This is a genomic window from Micromonospora sp. NPDC048868, assembly GCF_043198195.1.
GTDB lineage: Bacteria > Actinomycetota > Actinomycetes > Mycobacteriales > Micromonosporaceae > Micromonospora > Micromonospora reichwaldensis.
Window position 1 is genome coordinate 359,485 of sequence record NZ_JBICUN010000006.1, and the last position, 18,613, is coordinate 378,097.

The 18,613-nt window shown below is 74.1% G+C and carries 13 protein-coding genes; 2 read left to right on the plus strand and 11 right to left on the minus strand.

The features are described from left to right. Positions 1–41: 41 nt before the first annotated feature. From hutH to ACGFNF_RS12965, 6 genes are all read right to left on the minus strand, one after another. Complete coding sequence (hutH, locus tag ACGFNF_RS12940; protein ID WP_393167730.1) at positions 42–1,577, minus strand: histidine ammonia-lyase; 1,536 nt, start codon at positions 1,575–1,577, stop codon at positions 42–44. Next, complete coding sequence (gene hutI / locus ACGFNF_RS12945) at positions 1,574–2,776, minus strand: imidazolonepropionase (protein WP_393167732.1); 1,203 nt, start codon at positions 2,774–2,776, stop codon at positions 1,574–1,576. The genes hutH and hutI overlap by 4 nt, the downstream gene beginning before the upstream one ends. Then, entirely contained in the window at positions 2,773–4,131 is a 1,359-nt protein-coding gene (locus ACGFNF_RS12950; RefSeq protein WP_393167734.1) for a formimidoylglutamate deiminase, read from the minus strand. Before ACGFNF_RS12950 ends, hutI begins: the two co-directional genes overlap by 4 nt. A gap of 208 nt (positions 4,132–4,339) precedes the next feature. After that, entirely contained in the window at positions 4,340–5,539 is a 1,200-nt protein-coding gene (locus tag ACGFNF_RS12955) for an allantoate amidohydrolase (protein WP_357578237.1), read from the minus strand. Between the two features lie 55 nt (positions 5,540–5,594). Then, the gene (gene hutU / locus ACGFNF_RS12960) at positions 5,595–7,253 is read right to left on the minus strand and encodes a urocanate hydratase (protein WP_393167736.1); all 1,659 of its coding nucleotides are present in this window, start codon (positions 7,251–7,253) and stop codon (positions 5,595–5,597) included. 17 nt (positions 7,254–7,270) lie between these two features. Continuing rightward, a complete protein-coding gene (locus tag ACGFNF_RS12965; protein WP_393167738.1) occupies positions 7,271–8,122 on the minus strand; it encodes a MurR/RpiR family transcriptional regulator in 852 nt (283 codons plus the stop codon). Between the two features lie 159 nt (positions 8,123–8,281). On the opposite strand from ACGFNF_RS12965, the gene ACGFNF_RS12970 reads away from it, so the two are divergent. After that, entirely contained in the window at positions 8,282–10,249 is a 1,968-nt protein-coding gene (locus ACGFNF_RS12970; RefSeq protein WP_393167740.1) for a trypsin-like peptidase domain-containing protein, read from the plus strand. A 43-nt stretch (positions 10,250–10,292) separates the two neighbouring features. Here the strand turns inward: ACGFNF_RS12970 and ACGFNF_RS12975 are convergent, their stop codons facing one another. Next, complete coding sequence (locus ACGFNF_RS12975; RefSeq protein WP_393167742.1) at positions 10,293–11,270, minus strand: acyltransferase family protein; 978 nt, start codon at positions 11,268–11,270, stop codon at positions 10,293–10,295. Between the two features lie 188 nt (positions 11,271–11,458). Between ACGFNF_RS12975 and ACGFNF_RS12980 the strand changes: the two genes are divergently transcribed. Continuing rightward, on the plus strand, positions 11,459–13,669 hold the full coding sequence (locus ACGFNF_RS12980) for a sialate O-acetylesterase (protein WP_393167744.1): 2,211 nt from the start codon (positions 11,459–11,461) through the stop codon (positions 13,667–13,669). 66 nt (positions 13,670–13,735) lie between these two features. Here the strand turns inward: ACGFNF_RS12980 and ACGFNF_RS12985 are convergent, their stop codons facing one another. The 4 genes from ACGFNF_RS12985 to ACGFNF_RS13000 are packed head-to-tail and all read right to left on the minus strand — an operon-like array spanning position 13,736 to position 18,471. Further along, a complete protein-coding gene (locus tag ACGFNF_RS12985) occupies positions 13,736–15,061 on the minus strand; it encodes an O-antigen ligase family protein (RefSeq protein WP_393167746.1) in 1,326 nt (441 codons plus the stop codon). Between the two features lie 31 nt (positions 15,062–15,092). Next, positions 15,093–16,469: a lipopolysaccharide biosynthesis protein gene (locus ACGFNF_RS12990; protein ID WP_393167748.1), complete on the minus strand. Its 1,377-nt coding sequence runs from the start codon at positions 16,467–16,469 to the stop codon at positions 15,093–15,095. Next, a complete protein-coding gene (locus ACGFNF_RS12995; protein ID WP_393167749.1) occupies positions 16,466–17,533 on the minus strand; it encodes a glycosyltransferase in 1,068 nt (355 codons plus the stop codon). The genes ACGFNF_RS12990 and ACGFNF_RS12995 overlap by 4 nt, the downstream gene beginning before the upstream one ends. Continuing rightward, positions 17,533–18,471, minus strand: coding sequence for a glycosyltransferase (locus ACGFNF_RS13000; RefSeq protein WP_393167751.1), 939 nt, complete (start codon positions 18,469–18,471; stop codon positions 17,533–17,535). The genes ACGFNF_RS12995 and ACGFNF_RS13000 overlap by 1 nt, the downstream gene beginning before the upstream one ends. Between the last annotated feature and the right edge of the window lie 142 nt (positions 18,472–18,613).

The window sequence follows — 18,613 nt, forward strand, 5'->3', positions numbered from 1 at the left end:
GCCCGGGCCACCGCGGGCGTGACGGTGGCCAGGGGCGGCCGTCAGTCGAGGGGGCCGATCTCGCGCTCGATGGCGGCGCGCAGCTCGGGCCCGGCCAGCACGGCCCGGGCGGCCTCCATCAGCGGGGCCAGGAAGACGTCCGGCCCGGGTTCCCCGGCGATCCCGCCGAGCGCCGCGACGGCCGCCCGGCCGGCTGGCGACGGGGTGAGCGGGGCGCGCAGCTGGAGCCCGCGTACCCCGGCGAGCAGCTCGACGGCGAGCAGGCTGGTCAGGTTGTCCAGCACGGTGCGCAGCTTCTTGGCCGCCGCCCAGCCCATCGAGACGTGGTCCTCCTGCATGCCGCTGGTGGGCAGCGAGTCCACCGATGCCGGCGCGGCGAGCCGCCGGTTCTCCGCGACGATCCCGGCCGCCGTGTACTGGGCGATCATCAGCCCGGAGTTGACCCCGGCGTCGGGGGAGAGGAACGCCGGCAGCTCCCGGGACCGGGTGACGTCGAGCAGCCGGTCCACCCGGCGCTCGGCGATCGCGCCCACCTCGGCGGCGGCGATGGCCAGGAAGTCCGCGGCGAAGCCGAGCGGCGCCCCGTGGAAGTTGCCGGTCGACTCGACGCGGCCGTCGGGCAGCACGACCGGGTTGTCCACCACCGAGACCAGCTCCCGGCCGGCCACCGTCCGGACGAAGTCCAGGGTGTCCCGGGCCGCCCCGGCGACCTGCGGCGCGCACCGCATCGAGTACGCGTCCTGCACCGCGTGCGCGAGGTCGTCGCGGTGCGAGTCCATCACCCGGGAGTCCTGGAGCAGCCGGTGGATGTTCGCCGCCGAGGCCGACTGCCCGGGGTGCGGCCGGATGGCGTGCAGCTCCGGCAGGAACGGCCGCTCCGAGCCGAGCATCGCCTCGATGGCGAGGGCGGCGGTGACGTCGGCCATCGTGAACAGGTGCGCGGCGTCGTGGATCGCCAGCAGCAGCATGCCGAGCATGCCGTCGGTGCCGTTGATCAGCGCCAGCCCCTCCTTGGCGGCCAGCCCGACCGGCGACAGCCCGGCCCGGCGCAGCGCGTCGGTGGCGGGCAGCCGCTCGCCGGCCGGGCCGAGCACCCAGCCCTCGCCGAGCAGCACCAGCGCGCAGTGCGCCAGCGGGGCCAGGTCGCCGGACGCGCCCAGCGAGCCGTGCTCCGGCACCCACGGCGTCACGTCGTGGTTGAGCAGGTCGACAAGCGCCTCGGCGAGCAGGGGCCGGACCCCGGAGCGGCCGAGCGCCAGCGAGCGGACCCGCAGCAGCATCATGGCCCGGACCACCTCGCGCGGCATCGGCGCGCCCACGCCGGCGGCGTGCGAGCGGATCAGCGCGTGCTGGAGCTCGGCCCGCCGTTCGGGCGCGACGAAGGTGTTCGCCAGCGCGCCGAAGCCGGTGGAGACGCCGTAGACCGGGCGGCCGGCGGCCTCGATGCCGTCGACGATGGACCGGCTGGTGGTCATGGCGTCCACGGTGGCCGGGTCGAGGACGACCTTGGCGGAACCGCGCGCCACGGCGAGCACGTCGGCGGGGGAGATCCCGGTGGGCAGGATGGTCACGGTCATTGCGGCACTCCGTTGCGCAGAACCTGGCGGATCAGTGGCACCCCCGGCCGGTAGGCCAGGTGCAGGTGGGACGGGGCGTCGAGGACGATCAGGTCGGCCCGCGCCCCCACGCCGAGCCGCCCGATGTCGTTGCGGCGCAGCGCCCGCGCGCCGCCGGCGGTCGCGGCCCAGACGGCCTCCGCCGGGGTCATCCGCATCTCGCGTACGGCGAGCGCCACGCAGAACGGCATCGACGACGTGTACGACGAACCGGGGTTGCAGTCCGTCGCCAGCGCCACGGTGACGCCGGCGTCGAGCAGCCGGCGGGCGTCCGGATAGGGCGACCGGGTGGAGAACTCGGCGCCGGGCAGCAGGGTGGCGACGGTGGTGGTGTGCAGGCTGTCGGCGCACATGCAGTCGTACCGGCTGGACGCCAGCGCGTCGACGTCGGCGTCGGTCAGGTGGGTGCAGTGGTCGACGCTGGCGGCGCCCAGCTCCACGCCGAGCTGGACGCCCGGCCCGGGGCCGAGCTGGTTGGCGTGCACCCGCACGCCCAGCCCGACGGCCTGCCCGCAGGCGAGGATCGCGCGGGCGTGGTCCACGTCGAACGCGCCCCGCTCGCAGAAGACGTCGATCCAGCGCGCGTGCGGCGCGGCGGCGGCCAGCATCGGCCCGCACACCAGGCTCACGTAGTCGTCGGGGCGGTCGGCGTACTCGGCGGGGACCACGTGGGCGCCGAGGAACGTGGTCTCCTCGCTGACCTCGGCGGCGATCCGCAGCGAGCGGGCCTCGTCGGCGACGGTGAGGCCGTACCCGCTCTTGATCTCCATGGTGGTGGTGCCCTGCCGCAGCGCCTCGCCGTGCAGCCGCCGCACGGTGGCCCGCAGCTCGTCGTCGCTGGCCGCCCGGGTGGCGCCGACCGTGGTCCGGATGCCGCCGCCGGTGTAGGGCTGCCCGGCCATCCGGGCGGCGAACTCGGCGGCCCGGTCCCCGGCGAAGACCAGGTGGGCGTGGCTGTCCACGAAGCCGGGCAGCACGGCGGCGCCCTGCGCGTCCAGGCGTCGGTCGGCGGCCGGCGCGTCGCGGGACGGCCCGATCCAGGCCACCCGCCCGTCCTCGACCAGCAGGGCGACGTCGCGCCGGATGCCCAACGGTCCGCCCTCGCCTCCGACGTCGTTGGTCACCAGCTCGCCGATGTCGTCGACCAGCAGACTGCTCATGAGGTCACCTCCTCGATCGCCGCGGTCAGTTCGGTCGGCACGTCGACCGTGAGGTGCCGGCCGTCGCGCACCACCGGCCGGCCGTCCACCACGACGTGCGTGACGTCGGCCGCGCCGGCCGCGAACCACACCCCCACCGGCGGTACGCCGGCCGTGCGCGGGCTGTCCAGCCGTACGGTCACCAGGTCGGCGCGTGCCCCCACGGCGATCCGCCCGGCGTCGCGCCAGCCCAGCGCGGCGTGACCGCCCACGGTGGCCGCGTCGCGCAGCTCGGCGGGGGAGAAGTGGCCGCGCCGGCGGGTGCGCAGGCGCTCGTCCAGCTCCACCGCGCGGGCCTCATCGAAGAGGTCGATCACGGCGTGGCTGTCGCTGCCCAGGCTGAGCGGCAGGCCGACGTCGGCCATCCGCCGGGCCGGGCCGATCCCGTCGGCCAGGTCCCGCTCGGTGGTCGGGCAGAGGCAGACGCCCGTGCCGGCGTCCCCGAGCAGCGTGAGGTCGCCGCCGGTCAGGTGGGTGGCGTGCACGGCCGTGGTGTTCGGGCCGAGCGCCCCCCGGTCGGCGAGCAGCCGGGCCGGGGTGCAGCCGTGCGTGGCCCGGCAGGCGTCGTTCTCCGCCGGCTGCTCGGAGAGGTGCACGTGCAGGGGCGCCCCACGCCGGTCCGCCCACCCGGCCACGGTGGCGAGCTGCCCGGCCGGCACCGCCCGCACCGAGTGGATCGCCGCACCCACTCGGACGTGGTCGTCGGTGGGCCGGAACGCGTCGACCCGCTCCGCCCAGCGCAGCGCGTCGCCGTCGCCGAAGCGCCGCTGCGGCCCGGCGAGCGGCTCCCCGTCGACGGTGGCGGTGAGGTAGCAGGTGTCCAGCAGGGTGATCCGGATCCCGGCGTGCGCGGCGGCCTCGACCAGCGCCGCACCCATCACGTTCGGGTCGGCGTACGGGGTGCCGTCCGGGGCGTGGTGCACGTAGTGGAACTCGCCGACGCAGGTGACGCCGGCCAGCGCCATCTCGGCGTAGACCGCCCGGGCCAGGGCCAGGTACGAGTCCGGGTCCAGCCTGGCGGCCACCGCGTACATCCGGTCGCGCCAGGTCCAGAAGTCGCCGCGCCCGCCGTGGGTGCGCCCGCGCAGCGCCCGGTGGAACGCGTGCGAGTGCGCGTTGGCGAGCCCGGGCAGGGTCAGCCCGGGCAGCCGGATCGCGTCACCGAGCACCTCGACGCCGGCCGGCGGGCCGCTCCCGGCCGTCAGCGGCGTCACGTCGGTGATCCGCCCGTCCGCCGTCGCGATCAGCACGTCGGGGGTCGGCTCGGCGCGGTCGGGCAGCCAGGCGTACTCGGCCAGCCAGCGGGTCCCGGTCATGTCGTTTGCCCCCTGTCGAGCTGCCCCGTCCGTAGGACCGCCGCATCCGGGCGCCCAACCGAGCGCCGCGCGTCACGCCGGCCCCACTCCGTCGGCGCCGCCACCGTGCCCAACGAACCAGTCCCTCCCGGTCGCTGCCCCGTCCGTGGGGGCAGCTCGACAGCGCCCGCGGGGTGAGCCGGGTGGGGGCGCTGCCCCGGCCGGGCGGTCAGCCGCACGCCAGCTCCTCCAGCACCCGGGCCAGGGCGGTGACCCCGGCCGCGCAGTCGGCGTCGCTGGCCGACTCCGCCGGCGAGTGCGACACCCCCGTCGGGTTGCGCACGAAGAGCATCGCCGTGGGCAGGTGCGCGGCGAGCACCCCGGCGTCGTGCCCGGCGCCGGTCGGCAGCACCGGCGCGTCGAGCAGGGTCGCGAGCCGGTCGGCCAGGCCGCCGTCGAAGGAGACCAGCGGGGTGGCCGACTCCTCCGTCAGCGCCAGCTCCGTACCGTCGCGGCGGGCCCGCTCGGCGGCCTTGGCGCGGACCGCGTCGACCAGCCCCGTCAGCGTCTCCGGCTCGGCGGCCCGGGCGTCCAGCCAGCCGGTCACCTTCGACGGGATCGCGTTGGTGGCGTTCGGCTCCACCGCCACCCGGCCGACGGTGGCGTGGGCGCCGCGCAGCCGCGCCTCCTTGTTGGCCGCCAGCACCGTGAAGGCGTACGTCAGCATGGGGTCGCGGCGGTCGGCCATCCGGGTCGTACCGGCGTGGTTGCCCTCGCCGGTGAACTCGAAGCGCCAGCGGCCGTGCGGCCAGATCGCGCTCGCCACCCCGACCGGCGCGCCGGCGTCCACCATCGCGCGGCCCTGCTCGACGTGCAGCTCGACGAAGGCGGCGAAGCCGCCGAGCAGCTCGGGCCGGGCGCCCGCCGGCCGGGCGCCCAGCGCCTCGGCGAAGCTCACCCCGCCGGCGTCGCGCAACCCGGCCGCGCGCTCGACCGCGATCTCCCCGGCGAGCAGGCGCGATCCCAGGCACGGTACGCCGAAGCGCGCGCCCTCCTCCTCGACGAACGCGCCGACCACCACGGGTCGGGTCGGCGCGACGCCGGCCGTGCGCAGCTCGTCGACGGCGAGGAACGCGCTGACGATGCCGAGCGGCCCGTCGTAGGCCCCGCCGTGCGGCACCGAGTCGAAGTGGCTGCCCGTCAGCACCGCGTCGCCGGCCTCCGGGTCACCCCACCGGGCGAACAGGTTGCCGTTGCCGTCGTCGGTGACCGGCATGCCCCGGCGGTCGGCCTGCTCGCGGAACCAATCCCGCAGCCGCAGCTCCGGCTCGGTCAGCGCGTACCGCAGGTAGCCGCCGCTGCCCTCGTCGCGCCCGACCGGCGCGATCTCGTCCCACAGCGCCCGGAACCGGCCGGCGAGGCCGCTCATGCGGTACCTCCGTTGTTCGCGACTGCGGGGCTCCGCTGCGCTGCACTCCTCGCGCTCACGGGTTGTCACCCTCCGCCATCGGCACCCGCACGCCGGTGGCCTCCGCGACCTCGCGGGCGGCGTCGTAGCCGGCGTCGACGTGCCGGATGACGCCCATCGCCGGGTCGTTGGTCAGCACCCGCTCGATCTTCTGCCCGGCCAGCGCCGTGCCGTCGGCGACGCAGACCTGCCCGGCGTGGATGGACCGGCCGATGCCGACCCCGCCGCCGTGGTGGATCGACACCCAGGACGCCCCGCTGGCGGTGTTGACAAGCGCGTTGAGCAGCGGCCAGTCGGCGACCGCGTCGGAGCCGTCGGCCATCGCCTCGGTCTCCCGGTACGGGCTCGCCACACTGCCGCAGTCCAGGTGGTCCCGGCCGATCACCACGGGTGCGGACAGCTCGCCGGAGGCGACCATCTCGTTGAACCGCACGCCGGCCTTGTCGCGCTCGCCGTAGCCGAGCCAGCAGATCCGCGCCGGCAGGCCCTGGAAGGCGACCCGCTCGCCGGCCATCCGGATCCACCGGGCCAGGGACTCGTTCTCCGGGAACAGCTCCAGGATCGCCCGGTCGGTCGCGGCGATGTCGGCCGGGTCGCCGGAGAGCGCCGCCCACCGGAACGGGCCCTTGCCCTCGCAGAACAGCGGCCGGATGTACGCGGGCACGAAGCCGGGGAAGTCGAAGGCCCGCTCGAACCCGCCCAGCTTCGCCTCGCCCCGGATCGAGTTGCCGTAGTCGAAGACCTCCGCGCCGGCGTCGAGGAACCCGACCATCGCCTCGACGTGCTTCGCCATCGACGCCCGCGCCCGGTCGGTGAACTCGGCCGGCTTCGCCTTCGCGAGGTCCGGCGCGTCGGCCAACTCCACCCCCTCCGGCACGTACGACAGCGGGTCGTGCGCGCTGGTCTGGTCGGTCACGATGTCGATGTCGACGCCCCGGCGCAGCAGCTCCGGGAAGACCGTGGCCGCGTTGCCGACCACGCCGACGCTCAGCGCACGGCGGTCCCGCTTCGCAACGAGCACCCGCGCGACGGCGTCGTCCAGGGAGTCGGCGACCTCGTCGAGGTAGCGGTCGTGCACCCGCCGGTCCAGGCGGGTCCGGTCCACGTCGACGATCAGGCAGACGCCGCCGTTCATGGTGACCGCGAGGGGCTGCGCCCCGCCCATCCCGCCGCAGCCGGCGGTCAGCGTCAACGTGCCCGCCAGGGTTTCCCCGAACTTCTTCGCGGCGACGGCGGCGAACGTCTCGTAGGTGCCCTGGAGGATGCCCTGGGTGCCGATGTAGATCCACGAGCCGGCGGTCATCTGCCCGTACATGGTGAGGCCGAGCTGTTCGAGGCGGCGGAACTCCGGCCAGGTGGCCCAGTCGCCCACCAGGTTCGAGTTGGCCAGCAGCACCCGGGGCGCCCACTCGTGCGTACGCATGACGCCCACCGGCCGGCCCGACTGCACCAGCATGGTCTCGTCGTCGCGCAGGTCCGTCAGGGTGCGCACCAGCGCGTGGTACGACGGCCAGTCCCGCGCCGCCTTCCCGGTGCCGCCGTAGACCACCAGGTCGTCGGGGCGCTCGGCCACCTGCGGGTCGAGGTTGTTCATCAGCATCCGCAGCGCGGCCTCCTGGGGCCACCCACGGGCGGTGCGTTCGGTGCCGCGTGCGGCGCGTACGGGCTGGGTCATCTCGGCTCTCCTCCGGGTCATCCGAGGAACAACTGGCGGCGGGCGGCGGAGGCTTCGAAGGCCTCCAGCCGGCGCTGGGTGTCGGTCGGGGTGGCGTCGCAGATGGCCTGGAGCAGCACCATGGCCAGGGTCATCGGCGCGGTGTGCAGGTCGAAGACGAGCTGCGCGCCGACCGCGGCGGGCAGCACCACGTCGGCGTGCTCGGTGGCCGGGCTGACCGGCGAGTCGGTGATGGCCACCACGGTGAGGCCGGCGGCCCGCGCCTCGCGCAGCGCGTCCAGGGTCTCCCGGGGATAGCGGGGGAGCACGAAGGCGAGCAGGGCGCCCGCCCCGGCCTCGGCGGCCTGTTCGAGGCGGTCGGTGAGCAGGCTGCCGCCGTCGTCGAGCACCCGCACGTCGGGGTGCACCTTCGCGGCGAAGTAGGCGAAGTAGGCGGCCAGCGGGGCGGCGGCGCGCAGGCCCAGCACCGGCAGGGGGCGGCTGGCGGCCAGCAGCCTCCCGGTCTCGGCGATCCGGTCCCGGTCGGCGAGCTGCCCGGCGAGGCGGTCGAGGTTGCCGATCTCGGCGCGTACCGCCTGCTGGAGCTCGTTGCCGGCGTCGGTCGCGTCGCCCGGGGCGCCGGCGGACAGCTCGCGCAGCCGGCGGCGCAGCGCGGGGTAGCCGTCGTGGCCGAGCGCGACCGCGAACCGGGTGACCGACGGCTGGCTGACCCCCGCGAGCTCGGCGACCTCGGCCGCCGACAGGTACGCGGCGGCCGGCGCGTGCTGCACGAGGCAGTGCGCGATGCGGCGCTGGGTGGGGGTGAGCCGGACCCCCTGGAACAGGTCCAGCACCCGCTCGGTGGGCGCCACGACAGTTCCCTCATTCATGCCGCGACTCTATGCATGAAAACTTTCACAAAGCAACCGTCCGTCGCGGAGTTCCCCCGAGGAACTGCCCGTCCCGCTGAGTGTCGGGCCAGCGACCGGCAGGGGGAGAGCTGGCCCTGCCTCGGTACTATCCCCACGGCGTTGAGCGGAGGAGTGCGCATGCAGCCGGAAGGCCCCTACAGGTTCACCCACATGTTGGGCGGATCTCCGGTCGGAAAGGCCTGGGCTGCCATCGACGGACAGGGCCGCCTGGTCACCGTGGCGGTCCTGGACGCCGCAGTGGCCGCAGCCCCCGGGTGGCGGGAGGCGTTCGCGGGAATCGTCAACTCCCTCGCGCAGGCGCAGGCGCCGAACGCGCTGCCCTACACGTACGCGGACTTCTCGGCCGCCTCGCCCTGGGTGGCGTACTCCTCCGAGGTGGGCCCGGGGGCCGAAAAGCTCTTCCGGGCGCTCGGCGTCGAGTACGAGCCCGCGCCGGCCGCCGTGCCCCCCGTCTCGGCCCCTCCCCAGCAGGTCTCCGGAATCCCGCAGTCGGTCTCCGGAGTCCCGCACCCGGTCTCCGGGATGCCGCATCCGGTGTCCGGGCTGCCGCATGTGCCGTGGGCGATGCACACCAGTCCGGTCTCCGCACAGCCGGCGTCGGCGGCCCCGTACCCCGTCTCGGCCGCTCCGGCCTCGCCCGCCGCGTCCCAGGGCGTCCCGGCGCCGGTGGCCGGCGAGACGGTTCAGATGCCGGTCGTGCAGCCCCGCCCGCCCGCCGAGCCGCCGCCGGACGACCCGTTCGTCGCGCCGGCCCGCCGGATCCAGTCCTCCACCCCGCCACCGCGCCGCACCGGGCGTTGGGTCGCCGTCGCCGCGCTGCTGCTGGTGGCGGCCCTGGGCGGCGGGGTCGGCGCCTGGGCGGTCACGACGGGCGGCTCGGGCGAGCCGGCGGCTGCGCCCGCACCCACCTCCACCGCCTTCCCGACCGCCACCCCGGTCAACCCGGGCCTCAAGCCCTGGGCGCAGGCAGCCCTCTACAGCCCGGAGGAACGGGCGTTGGCGACAGCGGCCCCGTCCATGGTCTTCGTGGAGGTCATCTTCACCGGCTACGTGCGGAACAAGCAGGGCGACGCCCCGCTGCGGGAGGCGCCCGTCACGTTCAGCCGGCGATGCAGCGGGTTCGTGGTCAACCACGACGGACACGTCCTCACCAATGGTCAGTGCGTGCAGCCGACCGAGGACATCGTGCTCGCCGGCGCCCTCTCCGCCCTGGCCAACGTCCTCGTCAGCGAGAAGAAGCTCGACGCGAAGGACGTCTCCGCCTACACCCGGGCCAGGATGAGGACGACCCGCTTCACCGGCGCGGAGGCCACGACGGCACCCGAGGTCAAGCTCTTCGGACAGCTGAACGCGGCCAAGGGCGACGTCACGGACAGCCCGGCGATCCCCGGCACCATCGTCCGGGCACTCACGCTGGAAGAGGGCAACCTCGCGCTGGTCAAGCTCGCCCAGCAGAACCTTCCCGCCGCCGAGCTGAACCCCTCCGCCGCCGTCAGCCCGGAGACCCCGCTGCTGATCCTGGGCTACGGCACCACCGACGCCAGCTTCCGGTCCGCCACATACACGGTGCTGTCCAAGCCCGTGCGGGTGACCGGGGTGGACACCCAGTCCACGGTCGGCGCGTACCGCATCAGCGAGGACGTCGGCCTCTACTCCCGAGGCGGGATCGCGATCGACCCGCAGGGCCGCGTCGTCGGGTTGCTCGACAACGACCTTCTCCGGCCCGACAAGGCCAATCGGCTGGTCGCGCCGGTGTCCACGATGACCGGCCTGCTCGGCGCGGCGGGGGTGCAGAACAGCCTCGGTGAGCCCGACAAGCTCTACCGCTCCGGCCTGGACGCGTACTTCGCCGGCGACGAGCCGGTCGCGATCTCCCGCTTCTCCGGCGTGCTGGAGCAGTCCCCGGCCAACCTGCTGGCCCACGCGTACCGTCAGGCGGCCGTCGACAGCGGTGGAGGCGAGGGCGGCTCGTCGGCCCGGCCGGGCTGGGCGGTGCCGCTGCTCGTCGCCTCCGGTGTCGTGCTCCTGATCGGGCTCGTCGCGCTGACCGCGATGTTGTTCAGCCGGCGGGGGAACCGGGCGTAGAGCGGGCCTCGCGCGTATCCCGACGGCCACGCCCGTCCGGCGCCTACGGCCGGCGTCCGCCCGCGCCGGTGAGGTAAGGGCCGAGGCGCGTGCCCAGCACGACCAGCGCGAAGGCCCAGGGCAGCACGAGGGTGGCCGCCAGGTCGGGCCACCCGCCGTCCGGGCCGGTGCGCAGGACCCAGAGCACCGCCGCGTGGCTCAGCACGACGGCGATGCCGCAGGCGGCGAGCCGGCCGACGACGTGCGCCGCGGGCGCGCCGACGCGCCCGTCGAGAGCCTCGGCCAGCAGGATGAATCCGCAGCTGAGCAGGATCGCGGTCAGCACACCGAACACCGGGTTGCCAAAGTGGCCGGCCTTGATGTCCAGCGAGCCACTCGCACCGACCAGCACCAGGCCCGTGCCGGCCGACACCATGCCGGCACCCATGCCGGCGGACAACCGCGACCGCAGCTCACGCAGGTGACGACCGCAGAGCACGAACAGCAGGCAGGCCGGGACGAGGAACACGCCGAGCGGCCCGGCCGTGACCACGTCCGGAGCGAGGTGGGCGGCCACCAGTCCCGCCAGGGCCACCCCCCAGGTGACGGCCGTCCCGAACCGCTCCAGCCAGCGGTACGCGACCGCGATCAGGAACAGCACCGAGACGAACCAGAACGCCGAGAACGGCCGGACGGCGGCCGTGCCCCCGTACAGCGCTCCGCTGAAGGTGTCCGATCCCACGCCGCCCTTCACCGCCGCCGCGGCCGCGAGCATCGCGAGCAGGATCACCAGCCAGGCCAGGTACGGCACGCCGAGGGTCTGCCACCGCTTCCGCAACTCGCCGCCGGCAGGTCGGCCGGGCGTCCAGAAGTAGCCGGTGAGAACGAAGAACAACGGGACGTGCCACGTGTAGATGACCGCCCTGGTGGTGTCGTCGATCCAGACGTGGCCGACGACGACGGCCGCGATTCCGATGATCCGGAGGGTGTCGATCCCGACGGACCGGGTGCCCACCGCGGGCGTCGTGGTGGTAGCGGCCATGGCGGGCATCATCGCAGACAATGACGACGGGTCATGTCCCGCCCCGAGCCGACCGCCCGCCTCCCGACGGGGGGCAAGGGGCGACGCCGGGAGCGTGGCGTGGTCGCAGGTCCCGGGCGCGCACGATCCGTCGCCGCGCATCGCATAGCCTTGCCGCGACGAACCGTCCGACCAGTGGAGGTCCGAGGGTGCCCGATGCTCTCTCCCCCTTCCAGCGCTTCCGGTCCGTGCCCCGGAAGGTCTGGATCGCCGTGGGGACGGTCGGGCTGCTCGTCTTCTCGCTGGCGGTGCTCGCCTGGCCCTCGTCGCCAGCGGGAAAGCCACAGGCGGCGTGGTCGACGCCCGGCGGCGACGGGACGCGACCGACGGCTGCCCCGGTCGACGGCACGACGTGCGCGGCGAACGTCACCGGCATGGCCGACTTCACGCCGGTCGCGGCGGTGGACCTGCCCGACCGCGTCGATTGGACCAACCGGAACCCGGCGTACGCGTTCGACCGCACCGCCGAGGTGGCTCGCGGCTTCGACCGGGTCGGCTACTGCCTGGAACTGACCGGCCCGGCCGGCCGGCAGTGGGTGTGGACCGCCATGGCGCCGTTCACCACCGACGCCCGCCGCCTCGGTCTGCCGACCCGGGGCGGCCAGATCGTGCGACAGCGGGTCAGTGACCTGGAGATCGCGTCCAACGTGGCGGGCCTGACGACCGGCACGGGGCTTCCCGGTTACCTGGAGATGTGGCCCAACTCGTACAACGCCGGGGCGTCCGGTCAGGTACCCGGCGCCTCCGCCGCCCGTTTCGACGCCGATGACGACCTGCGGGGTGCCCTCGGGTACGGCTCGTTCCAGGTCCACCTGGTCGCCCCCACCCGCCCCTCCACCGTCGCACCGCAGACGGTGCTCGCGGTCAACGGGTTCACCTCGAAGAAGAACACGCTGGCGCTCGGCATAGGTACCGCCCCTGACGGCCACCCCGACTGGACGCTGGCCGACAACGCGGGCGCCTTCACCGAGCGCCGGTTGACGGTGTACGCGAGGCCGTCGGTGCTCACCCTCGCCCAACACCCCCGCGACCGGCAGTTGTACCCGAGGGACGCCGAGAACGGGGCCGTGGTGCCCGTCACCGGCAAGGTGCGCGACGCCCGCGTCAGGGCCGTACGCCTCAAGATCACCAGCGGGGCCGAGGGATGGGAGGAGACCCTGCCGGTCACCGGTACCGGTGACTTCACCTTCCGCCGGCGCATCCTGGCGGCGCTGCGGGAGTACCGCTTCGAGCTGCACGTGCTGGGCGACGGCCTGAGCCGTCGGGTCGGCCTCTGGGACGGGGTGGTCGCGGGTGACGTCTACGTCATCCAGGGCCAGTCCAACGCCGTCTCGGCGAAGTACCGGGGATCGTCCGCGGGGGAGGAGTCACCCTTCGTCCGCAGCTACGGCTCGTCCACCGTGGACCGTACGCTCTCGGCGTCCGACCGGGGATGGAACTACGCGGTCAGCGAGGCGATCCGGCAGCCCGGCTCGGTCGGCCAGTGGGGGATCCGGATGGCCCACCGGCTTTCGGACACCTACCAGGTGCCGGTGGCCGTCCTCAACGGCGCCGAGAACGGCAGGCCCGTCTCGTTCTTCCAGCGCAACGACGCCAGCCCGGGCGACCTCGCCACCAACTACGGTCGCCTGCGGCAGCGTCTGGTGGCTGCCGGGGTGGCCGGGCGGGTCAGGGCCGTGCTCTGGTACCAGGGCGAGTCGGACGACAACGACGCCGCGCGGCACGTGGCCGGGTTCACCGCCCTGCTCGGCGACTGGCGGCGGGAGATCGGCACCGACATCCCCGGCGGAAGCCGGTACTACGTCTTCCAGGTGCGCACCTCGCCCTGCGGTGACAGTGGTACCGGCCAACTGCGGGAGGCCCAGCGGCGGATGCGCGACACCCTCGGCGTGACGGTGCTGTCCACCAACGGCCTGTCCGGCCACGAGGGCTGCCACTTCGCGTGGGAGCAGGGCTACCGCGAGCTGGGCGACCGTGTCTTCCGCGTGCTGGCCCACGACCTGTACGGCGGTCCGGGGGACGGGGTGGCCTCCCCCGACCCACGGTCGGCGGCCTTCGCCGACGCCCGACGCACCGAGGTGGTCGTCCAACTGCGCGACGACGACCCGCTCACGGTCCAGCCCGGTGTGCAGGCGGACTTCCGCATCCATGGCGGCACCGTCACCGTCACCGGCGTCGCGTACCGCGACGGCGGCCGGCTGGTGCTGACCCTGTCCGGCCCGGCCGACGGCGTCTCGGGGGTGAGCTACCTGGGCCACGCCGGGGCGGGGCCGTGGATCGTCAACGCGACGGGCGCCGGGCTGCTGGCCTTCCACAACCTGACGATCGCCGCCGGCCCTACTCCCGCCGGCGGCTCGTGATCCACCCGGGCCGGCTGGCCAGCGCCTGGTCGCCGCTGCGCGCCATGGTTCGGCGGTCCCGCAGACTCACCGATCGGTCAGCGCCCCGGTCCGGCCCTGCGCGTGCCACGGCGTCAGCTTCCGCAACGCCGCCCACCGTCCGTCCGGCCGGTCGGCGGCGTCCACCGGCCCGGCGGCCGGCACCGGGTCCGCCGTGGCGGACGCCGAGGAGGTCAGCATGAGCGCGATGAAGATCCACGACAGCCCGTCGACCGAGAGCGGGTTCCAGGTGACCTCGGTGAACGAGTAGATGACGAGCAGCACGACGGGCGCCTTCGCGGAGAAGGCCCGACCGTCGGTGACGCTCCCGTGCAGCAGGGTCGTCGCCCACAGGCCCCACAGCGTCAGCGCGACCAGGCCACCGGCGAAGATGACCAGGACGTACCCCGAGTGGAAGAAGTGGGTGGGCGCCTCGCCGACGTCGCGCAGGTAGTACCACTTGGAGACCCCGACGCCGGTCGCCTCCGTGCCGGCGATGTACTCGCGGGCGGCCATCCAGATGTTGCCGCGATTGCTCAGGGTGGTCTTCGACGCCGTCCATGTCAGGTAGGTGGCCAGCCCGAGGGCGGCCACCACCAGGGCCACGCAGAGAGGGAAGTTGATCCGGAGGAACTGCCGCCACCGTTCGAGGACGAGGCTGCCCAGCAGCCAGAGGCCGGCGGCGGCGAGGGCCAGGTAGCTGGTTCGCGAGCCCGTGGCGACGATGATCAGCAGGCAGAAGGACGCCGATGCCAGCAGTTCCAGCCTCCGCATCGCGCAGAGGCTGGCGACCAGCGTGAACGACGCGAGCATGGCGATGTAGTTCTCGGAGTCGTAGAAGCTCTTGAACAGTGCCCCCGCCATCGAGCACTTCTCCAGCTTCCCGGCGGTGCACGCCCGCCACGACTGCCCGGAGAAGAGGGTCGGGATCGTCATCACCGACAGGACGGCCAGCCCCGTCCAGGGCATCGCCCGGCTGGTGAGGGCGGTGTCCCGGGACAGCAGGGCCACGGCGAGCAGCAGCAGCGCGGACGCCCCGTACGCCGCGAGTCTCGAGCCGTAGAGCCCGGCACCACTGAGGCTGTCCACGGCGAAACACCAGGCGAGCAGCGCACCGGCCATCAGTAGGCTGATCCGGCGCCAGATGTCGGTGGAGCCGCGCAGGCTGCGGCGGCCGGACACCACCAGCCAGACCAGCAGGCACAGCACCAGCAGCCCGATGAGCGCGGAACTGCGGTCGCCGGCGAGCACGGGCGCGGCGTTGGTGAGCACCGCGAACCCGATGAGGGCGACCGCCGGTGCGCCGCCGCCGAAGGACGCGGTGACCTGCCGCCGGGCACGGACCAGCCAGACGGCCACCGTGAGACCACTCACCGTCAGCAGGAAACCGAAGAGGCCGACCAACTCAGGCCCTTTCTCTCGACGACGTCGGACCGGCGGCCGGCACGGCGTCACCCGGCGGCTGCCGGCGGAGGGCGACGGCGAGGCAGCCCCACAGCAGTACGCAGAGGAGCGCGTCGCAGACCAGGCTGGAGACGACGGCTCCCTGCCAACCGTAGGCGGGGATGAGCCAGACGTTCAGCAACGCGTTGACGACCCCGACCGCGATCTGACACACCGTACGGCGGCCCTGCATCCGGCTGCCAGAGAGGGTGTCGGCCGCGAGGTAGTGCAGCGCCTTCAGCACGAGCAGCGCACTCAGCCCCTGCAGCGCCGTCTCGGCCGCCGCGAACTCGGCCCCGAAGACGTACGGCATCGTCCACGCGAACGCGACGAGCGCCAGGCTGGCCGGCGCGCTGAACGTCAGGTAGCGCGGCAGCAGCCGCCGGGTGAGGGCGAAGGCGGCCCGGGTCCCGTCCCGGCCGGCCTCGAAGAACTTGGGGTACGCGACCGCCGCCATGGAACGGCCGGGGGTGTACGCGAAGTCGACCACCCGATACGCCGCCGCGTAGATGGCGGCGCTCTCGGGGGTACTCAGTCGCGACAGCATGACCTTGTCGAGGTCGTTGTAGACGGTCTGGGCCGACAGCCCCACGGCGAACAGCATCCCGGTCCGGGCCTGCCCCAGCGCGCCGCGGATGTCGAAGCCGAACCCGCCCGCGCCGCGCAGCCCGAACCCGATCACGAGCACGCTGATGACGGCGGAGATGACGGCCGACAGGGTCGCCCAGCCGTACAGCGTCATCGGTTCCGCAGCCGCGATGCCCAGGGCCAGCGCCCCGGCCAACCGACACACGTGCAGGAGTGCGGGGATGACCGAGGCGAGGAAGACCTGACCCCGGGCCTGCACCGAGGCGGCCACGACCTCGACCAGGCGCCACGCCACCAGGTCGGCGAAGGCGAGGCAGGCGACCGCGACCACACTCACCTGGGCGCCCCAGATGGCCACCCCCGCAGCGGTCACCAGGACGGTCGCGCCCGCGCCGAAGACGAGGGTGAGCAGCAGGCCCCGGGCGAGATGGCGGGGCCAGTCGGACGGCGAGTCGGCGTAGCTCTGGAAGATCAGGCTCGGCGCCCCGGCCGACGCGAACGGCGACACCACGGCGATGAGCGCGGTGATGCCGACGAACAACCCGTAGGTGTCGATCGGCATCTCCCGCGCGAGGAGAACGAAGAGCGCGCCCTGCGCGATGGTTCGCAGCAGGGTCCCGGTGAAGAATTTCCCGGACTTGCGCAGGAAGCCGTCGCCCCGGCCGGACAGGGAGGACCTCCGCCGGTGTGATCGCGGGCGGGCACCTTCGGGGGCCGCCACGGACCCGGCCGTGCCCCGGGCGAGCGTCACCGCTGCAACGCCTCCACCCACTGGCGGCTGACGACTGCGGGATCGAGGGCCGCGCAGCGTGCGTGCCAGGCCTTCTCGAAGTCGGCGTGGGTGGGACGCGCCTCCTGCGTCATCCTCCGCACCGCCTCCGCGAGCGCCACGGGGGTGGGCGCCGCCGCCAGCGCCCCCGGCACCAGCGTCGGGATCAACTCGTCCAGCGCGGGCACCGGAAGCGTGGCGACGGGCAGGCCGGCCTCGGCCGCCTCGACCAGGCTGAACCCGAACGTCTCGGCTCGGGAGGGGTGCACCAGCAGATCGGCCTCGGCGAGGAGCCCGCCGACGCCGGGAACCCGGCCCAGGAACGTCACGCGGCCCTCCAGGCCCAGGTCACGCGCCTGGTTCTGGAGCAGTTCGCGTTCTTCGCCGTCGCCGGCCAGCGTCAGGTGGTAGGTCTCCGGCAGGAGGGCGAGGGCGGACAGGGCGCAGGAGTGGTTCTTGTACGGACGGAAGGCCGCGGTGGTGAGGAGTTGGATCCTGCGCGGGTCGACGACGGCCCGGGGCGCGACGAACGGGGTGAGCGGCATCGGGTTGGTGATGGTGACGACGGGCTGCTCCGGTGCGAGGTGTCGTACGGTCCTCGCGACGCCACCCGAGACGGCGACGACGAGCCGGGGCCGCAGCACACCGACCCGGGTGACCCGGGCGAGCGTCCGCACCCTTCGGTCGATGCGCAGCCGCTCCGGGAGCAGGGAGTGTTCCCATGCCACGAAGCTCCTGCCGGACCCGGCGAGCGCCGCGCCCGCCGGCACGCTTCCCCACAGGCCGCTGGACACGATCTCGACGTCCTTCGGAAGGGCCTGCAACCGGCGGCGCAGCGGCGGCACCGCCTCCATCAGGCGGGTGATCCGGGACCCCAGGTTGAGGGTGTCGATCGGCAGGTCGCCGAGGCCGGCCGGGATCCCCCGCGACATCACGGTCGCGGAGACCTCCACGCCCTGCGCCCGGAGGCCCTGCATGAGCAGCGCGGCCGCCCGCTCCATGCCGTAGAAGGGCTCCAGTTGGGGCAGCACGAAGTGCAGACGCATCAGCGTTCTCCGTCGGTCGGGCGGGCACCGGCGGTGACGCGGGACTTGCGCATCGCCACCCGCTCCAGGGTGGCCCGCGGCACGAGGCCGAGCGCGGCCAGCACCGCGTTACGGGCCGACGGCGGCGAGTTCCGGCGGATGGCGCGCACCATCTCCCGTACGCCCTGCCCGTCGCGGGACTGGAGGGCGTAGCGGAGGGTCTGCGCGGCGATGAAGTCGGAGAAGGTCTCGGGGGACCACACGCCTTCCCACCGCTTGGCCCACTCCCACGACTGGCGCCAGTCCGCGCGGGCGGAGATGGAGCCGGGGCTGCCCACGGTGTAGACGGCGGTGGCCTCATCCACCTGCACGATTCTGGCGTGGGGCAGGCGAGCCGCCCGCACCAGCCAGTCCCAGTCCTGGTGCCGGGGCAGCGTCTCGTCCCACGGGCAGCGGGTGGCCAGTTCGTGGGTGGTCACCAGGGTGGAGGTGGGCAGCGACTGGCGACCGACGCCGAGGTGCCGGCGGCGGAAGAGGTAGTCCTCGGGAAGCATGCCGTCGCTGATGAGCGTTTCCGGGGCGGCGGTCGGGAGGGGAGCGGCGCCGGCCTTGCGTTGCAGGATCCGGGACGACACGACGGGCAGCCAGCCCTCGGCGGCCAGCCGGTCGACCACCGGTACCTGGACCGCCAGTTTCGTCGGGAGCCAGGCGTCGTCGTCGTCCAGGAACGCCACGTGGCTGCCCGGGGCGGCGTGCGCGACTCCGAGGTTGCGCGCGTGCGAGCCCCGCCGGCCCCCGCCGGTGCACACGATCTCGTCCACGTGGCCCCGCAGGTCCTGCACGGACGCGGGAATCTCGGCCAGGTCGCACACGACCACGATGTGTACGGACACCCCCTGCTGCCCGCGTGCCGACAGCACCGCCTCCGCGATGCTGGGCCTGCCCGTGGTCGGGATCACGACCGAAACGTCCGGCAATTGACTCTCCAAGCACTCGGCGCGCGGTGGACGGCGAGCGCGCACAGGAAACAGCAGACTGTGGGGCCGGGGCCAGGGTGCCCGCGGAATCCCCGGTCGGGTGGGCCGTCGAGGGGACAGCCCC

Bases quoted from the DNA above. Each gene is read 5' to 3' on its own strand.
- hutH (WP_393167730.1), bottom strand. From the start codon at position 1,577: ATGACCGTGACCATCCTGCCCACCGGGATCTCCCCCGCCGACGTGCTC.
- hutI (WP_393167732.1), bottom strand. From the start codon at position 2,776: ATGAGCAGTCTGCTGGTCGACGACATCGGCGAGCTGGTGACCAACGAC.
- ACGFNF_RS12950 (WP_393167734.1), bottom strand. From the start codon at position 4,131: ATGACCGGGACCCGCTGGCTGGCCGAGTACGCCTGGCTGCCCGACCGC.
- ACGFNF_RS12955 (WP_357578237.1), bottom strand. From the start codon at position 5,539: ATGAGCGGCCTCGCCGGCCGGTTCCGGGCGCTGTGGGACGAGATCGCG.
- hutU (WP_393167736.1), bottom strand. From the start codon at position 7,253: ATGACCCAGCCCGTACGCGCCGCACGCGGCACCGAACGCACCGCCCGT.
- ACGFNF_RS12965 (WP_393167738.1), bottom strand. From the start codon at position 8,122: ATGAATGAGGGAACTGTCGTGGCGCCCACCGAGCGGGTGCTGGACCTG.
- ACGFNF_RS12970 (WP_393167740.1), top strand. From the start codon at position 8,282: ATGCAGCCGGAAGGCCCCTACAGGTTCACCCACATGTTGGGCGGATCT.
- ACGFNF_RS12975 (WP_393167742.1), bottom strand. From the start codon at position 11,270: ATGGCCGCTACCACCACGACGCCCGCGGTGGGCACCCGGTCCGTCGGG.
- ACGFNF_RS12995 (WP_393167749.1), bottom strand. From the start codon at position 17,533: ATGCGTCTGCACTTCGTGCTGCCCCAACTGGAGCCCTTCTACGGCATG.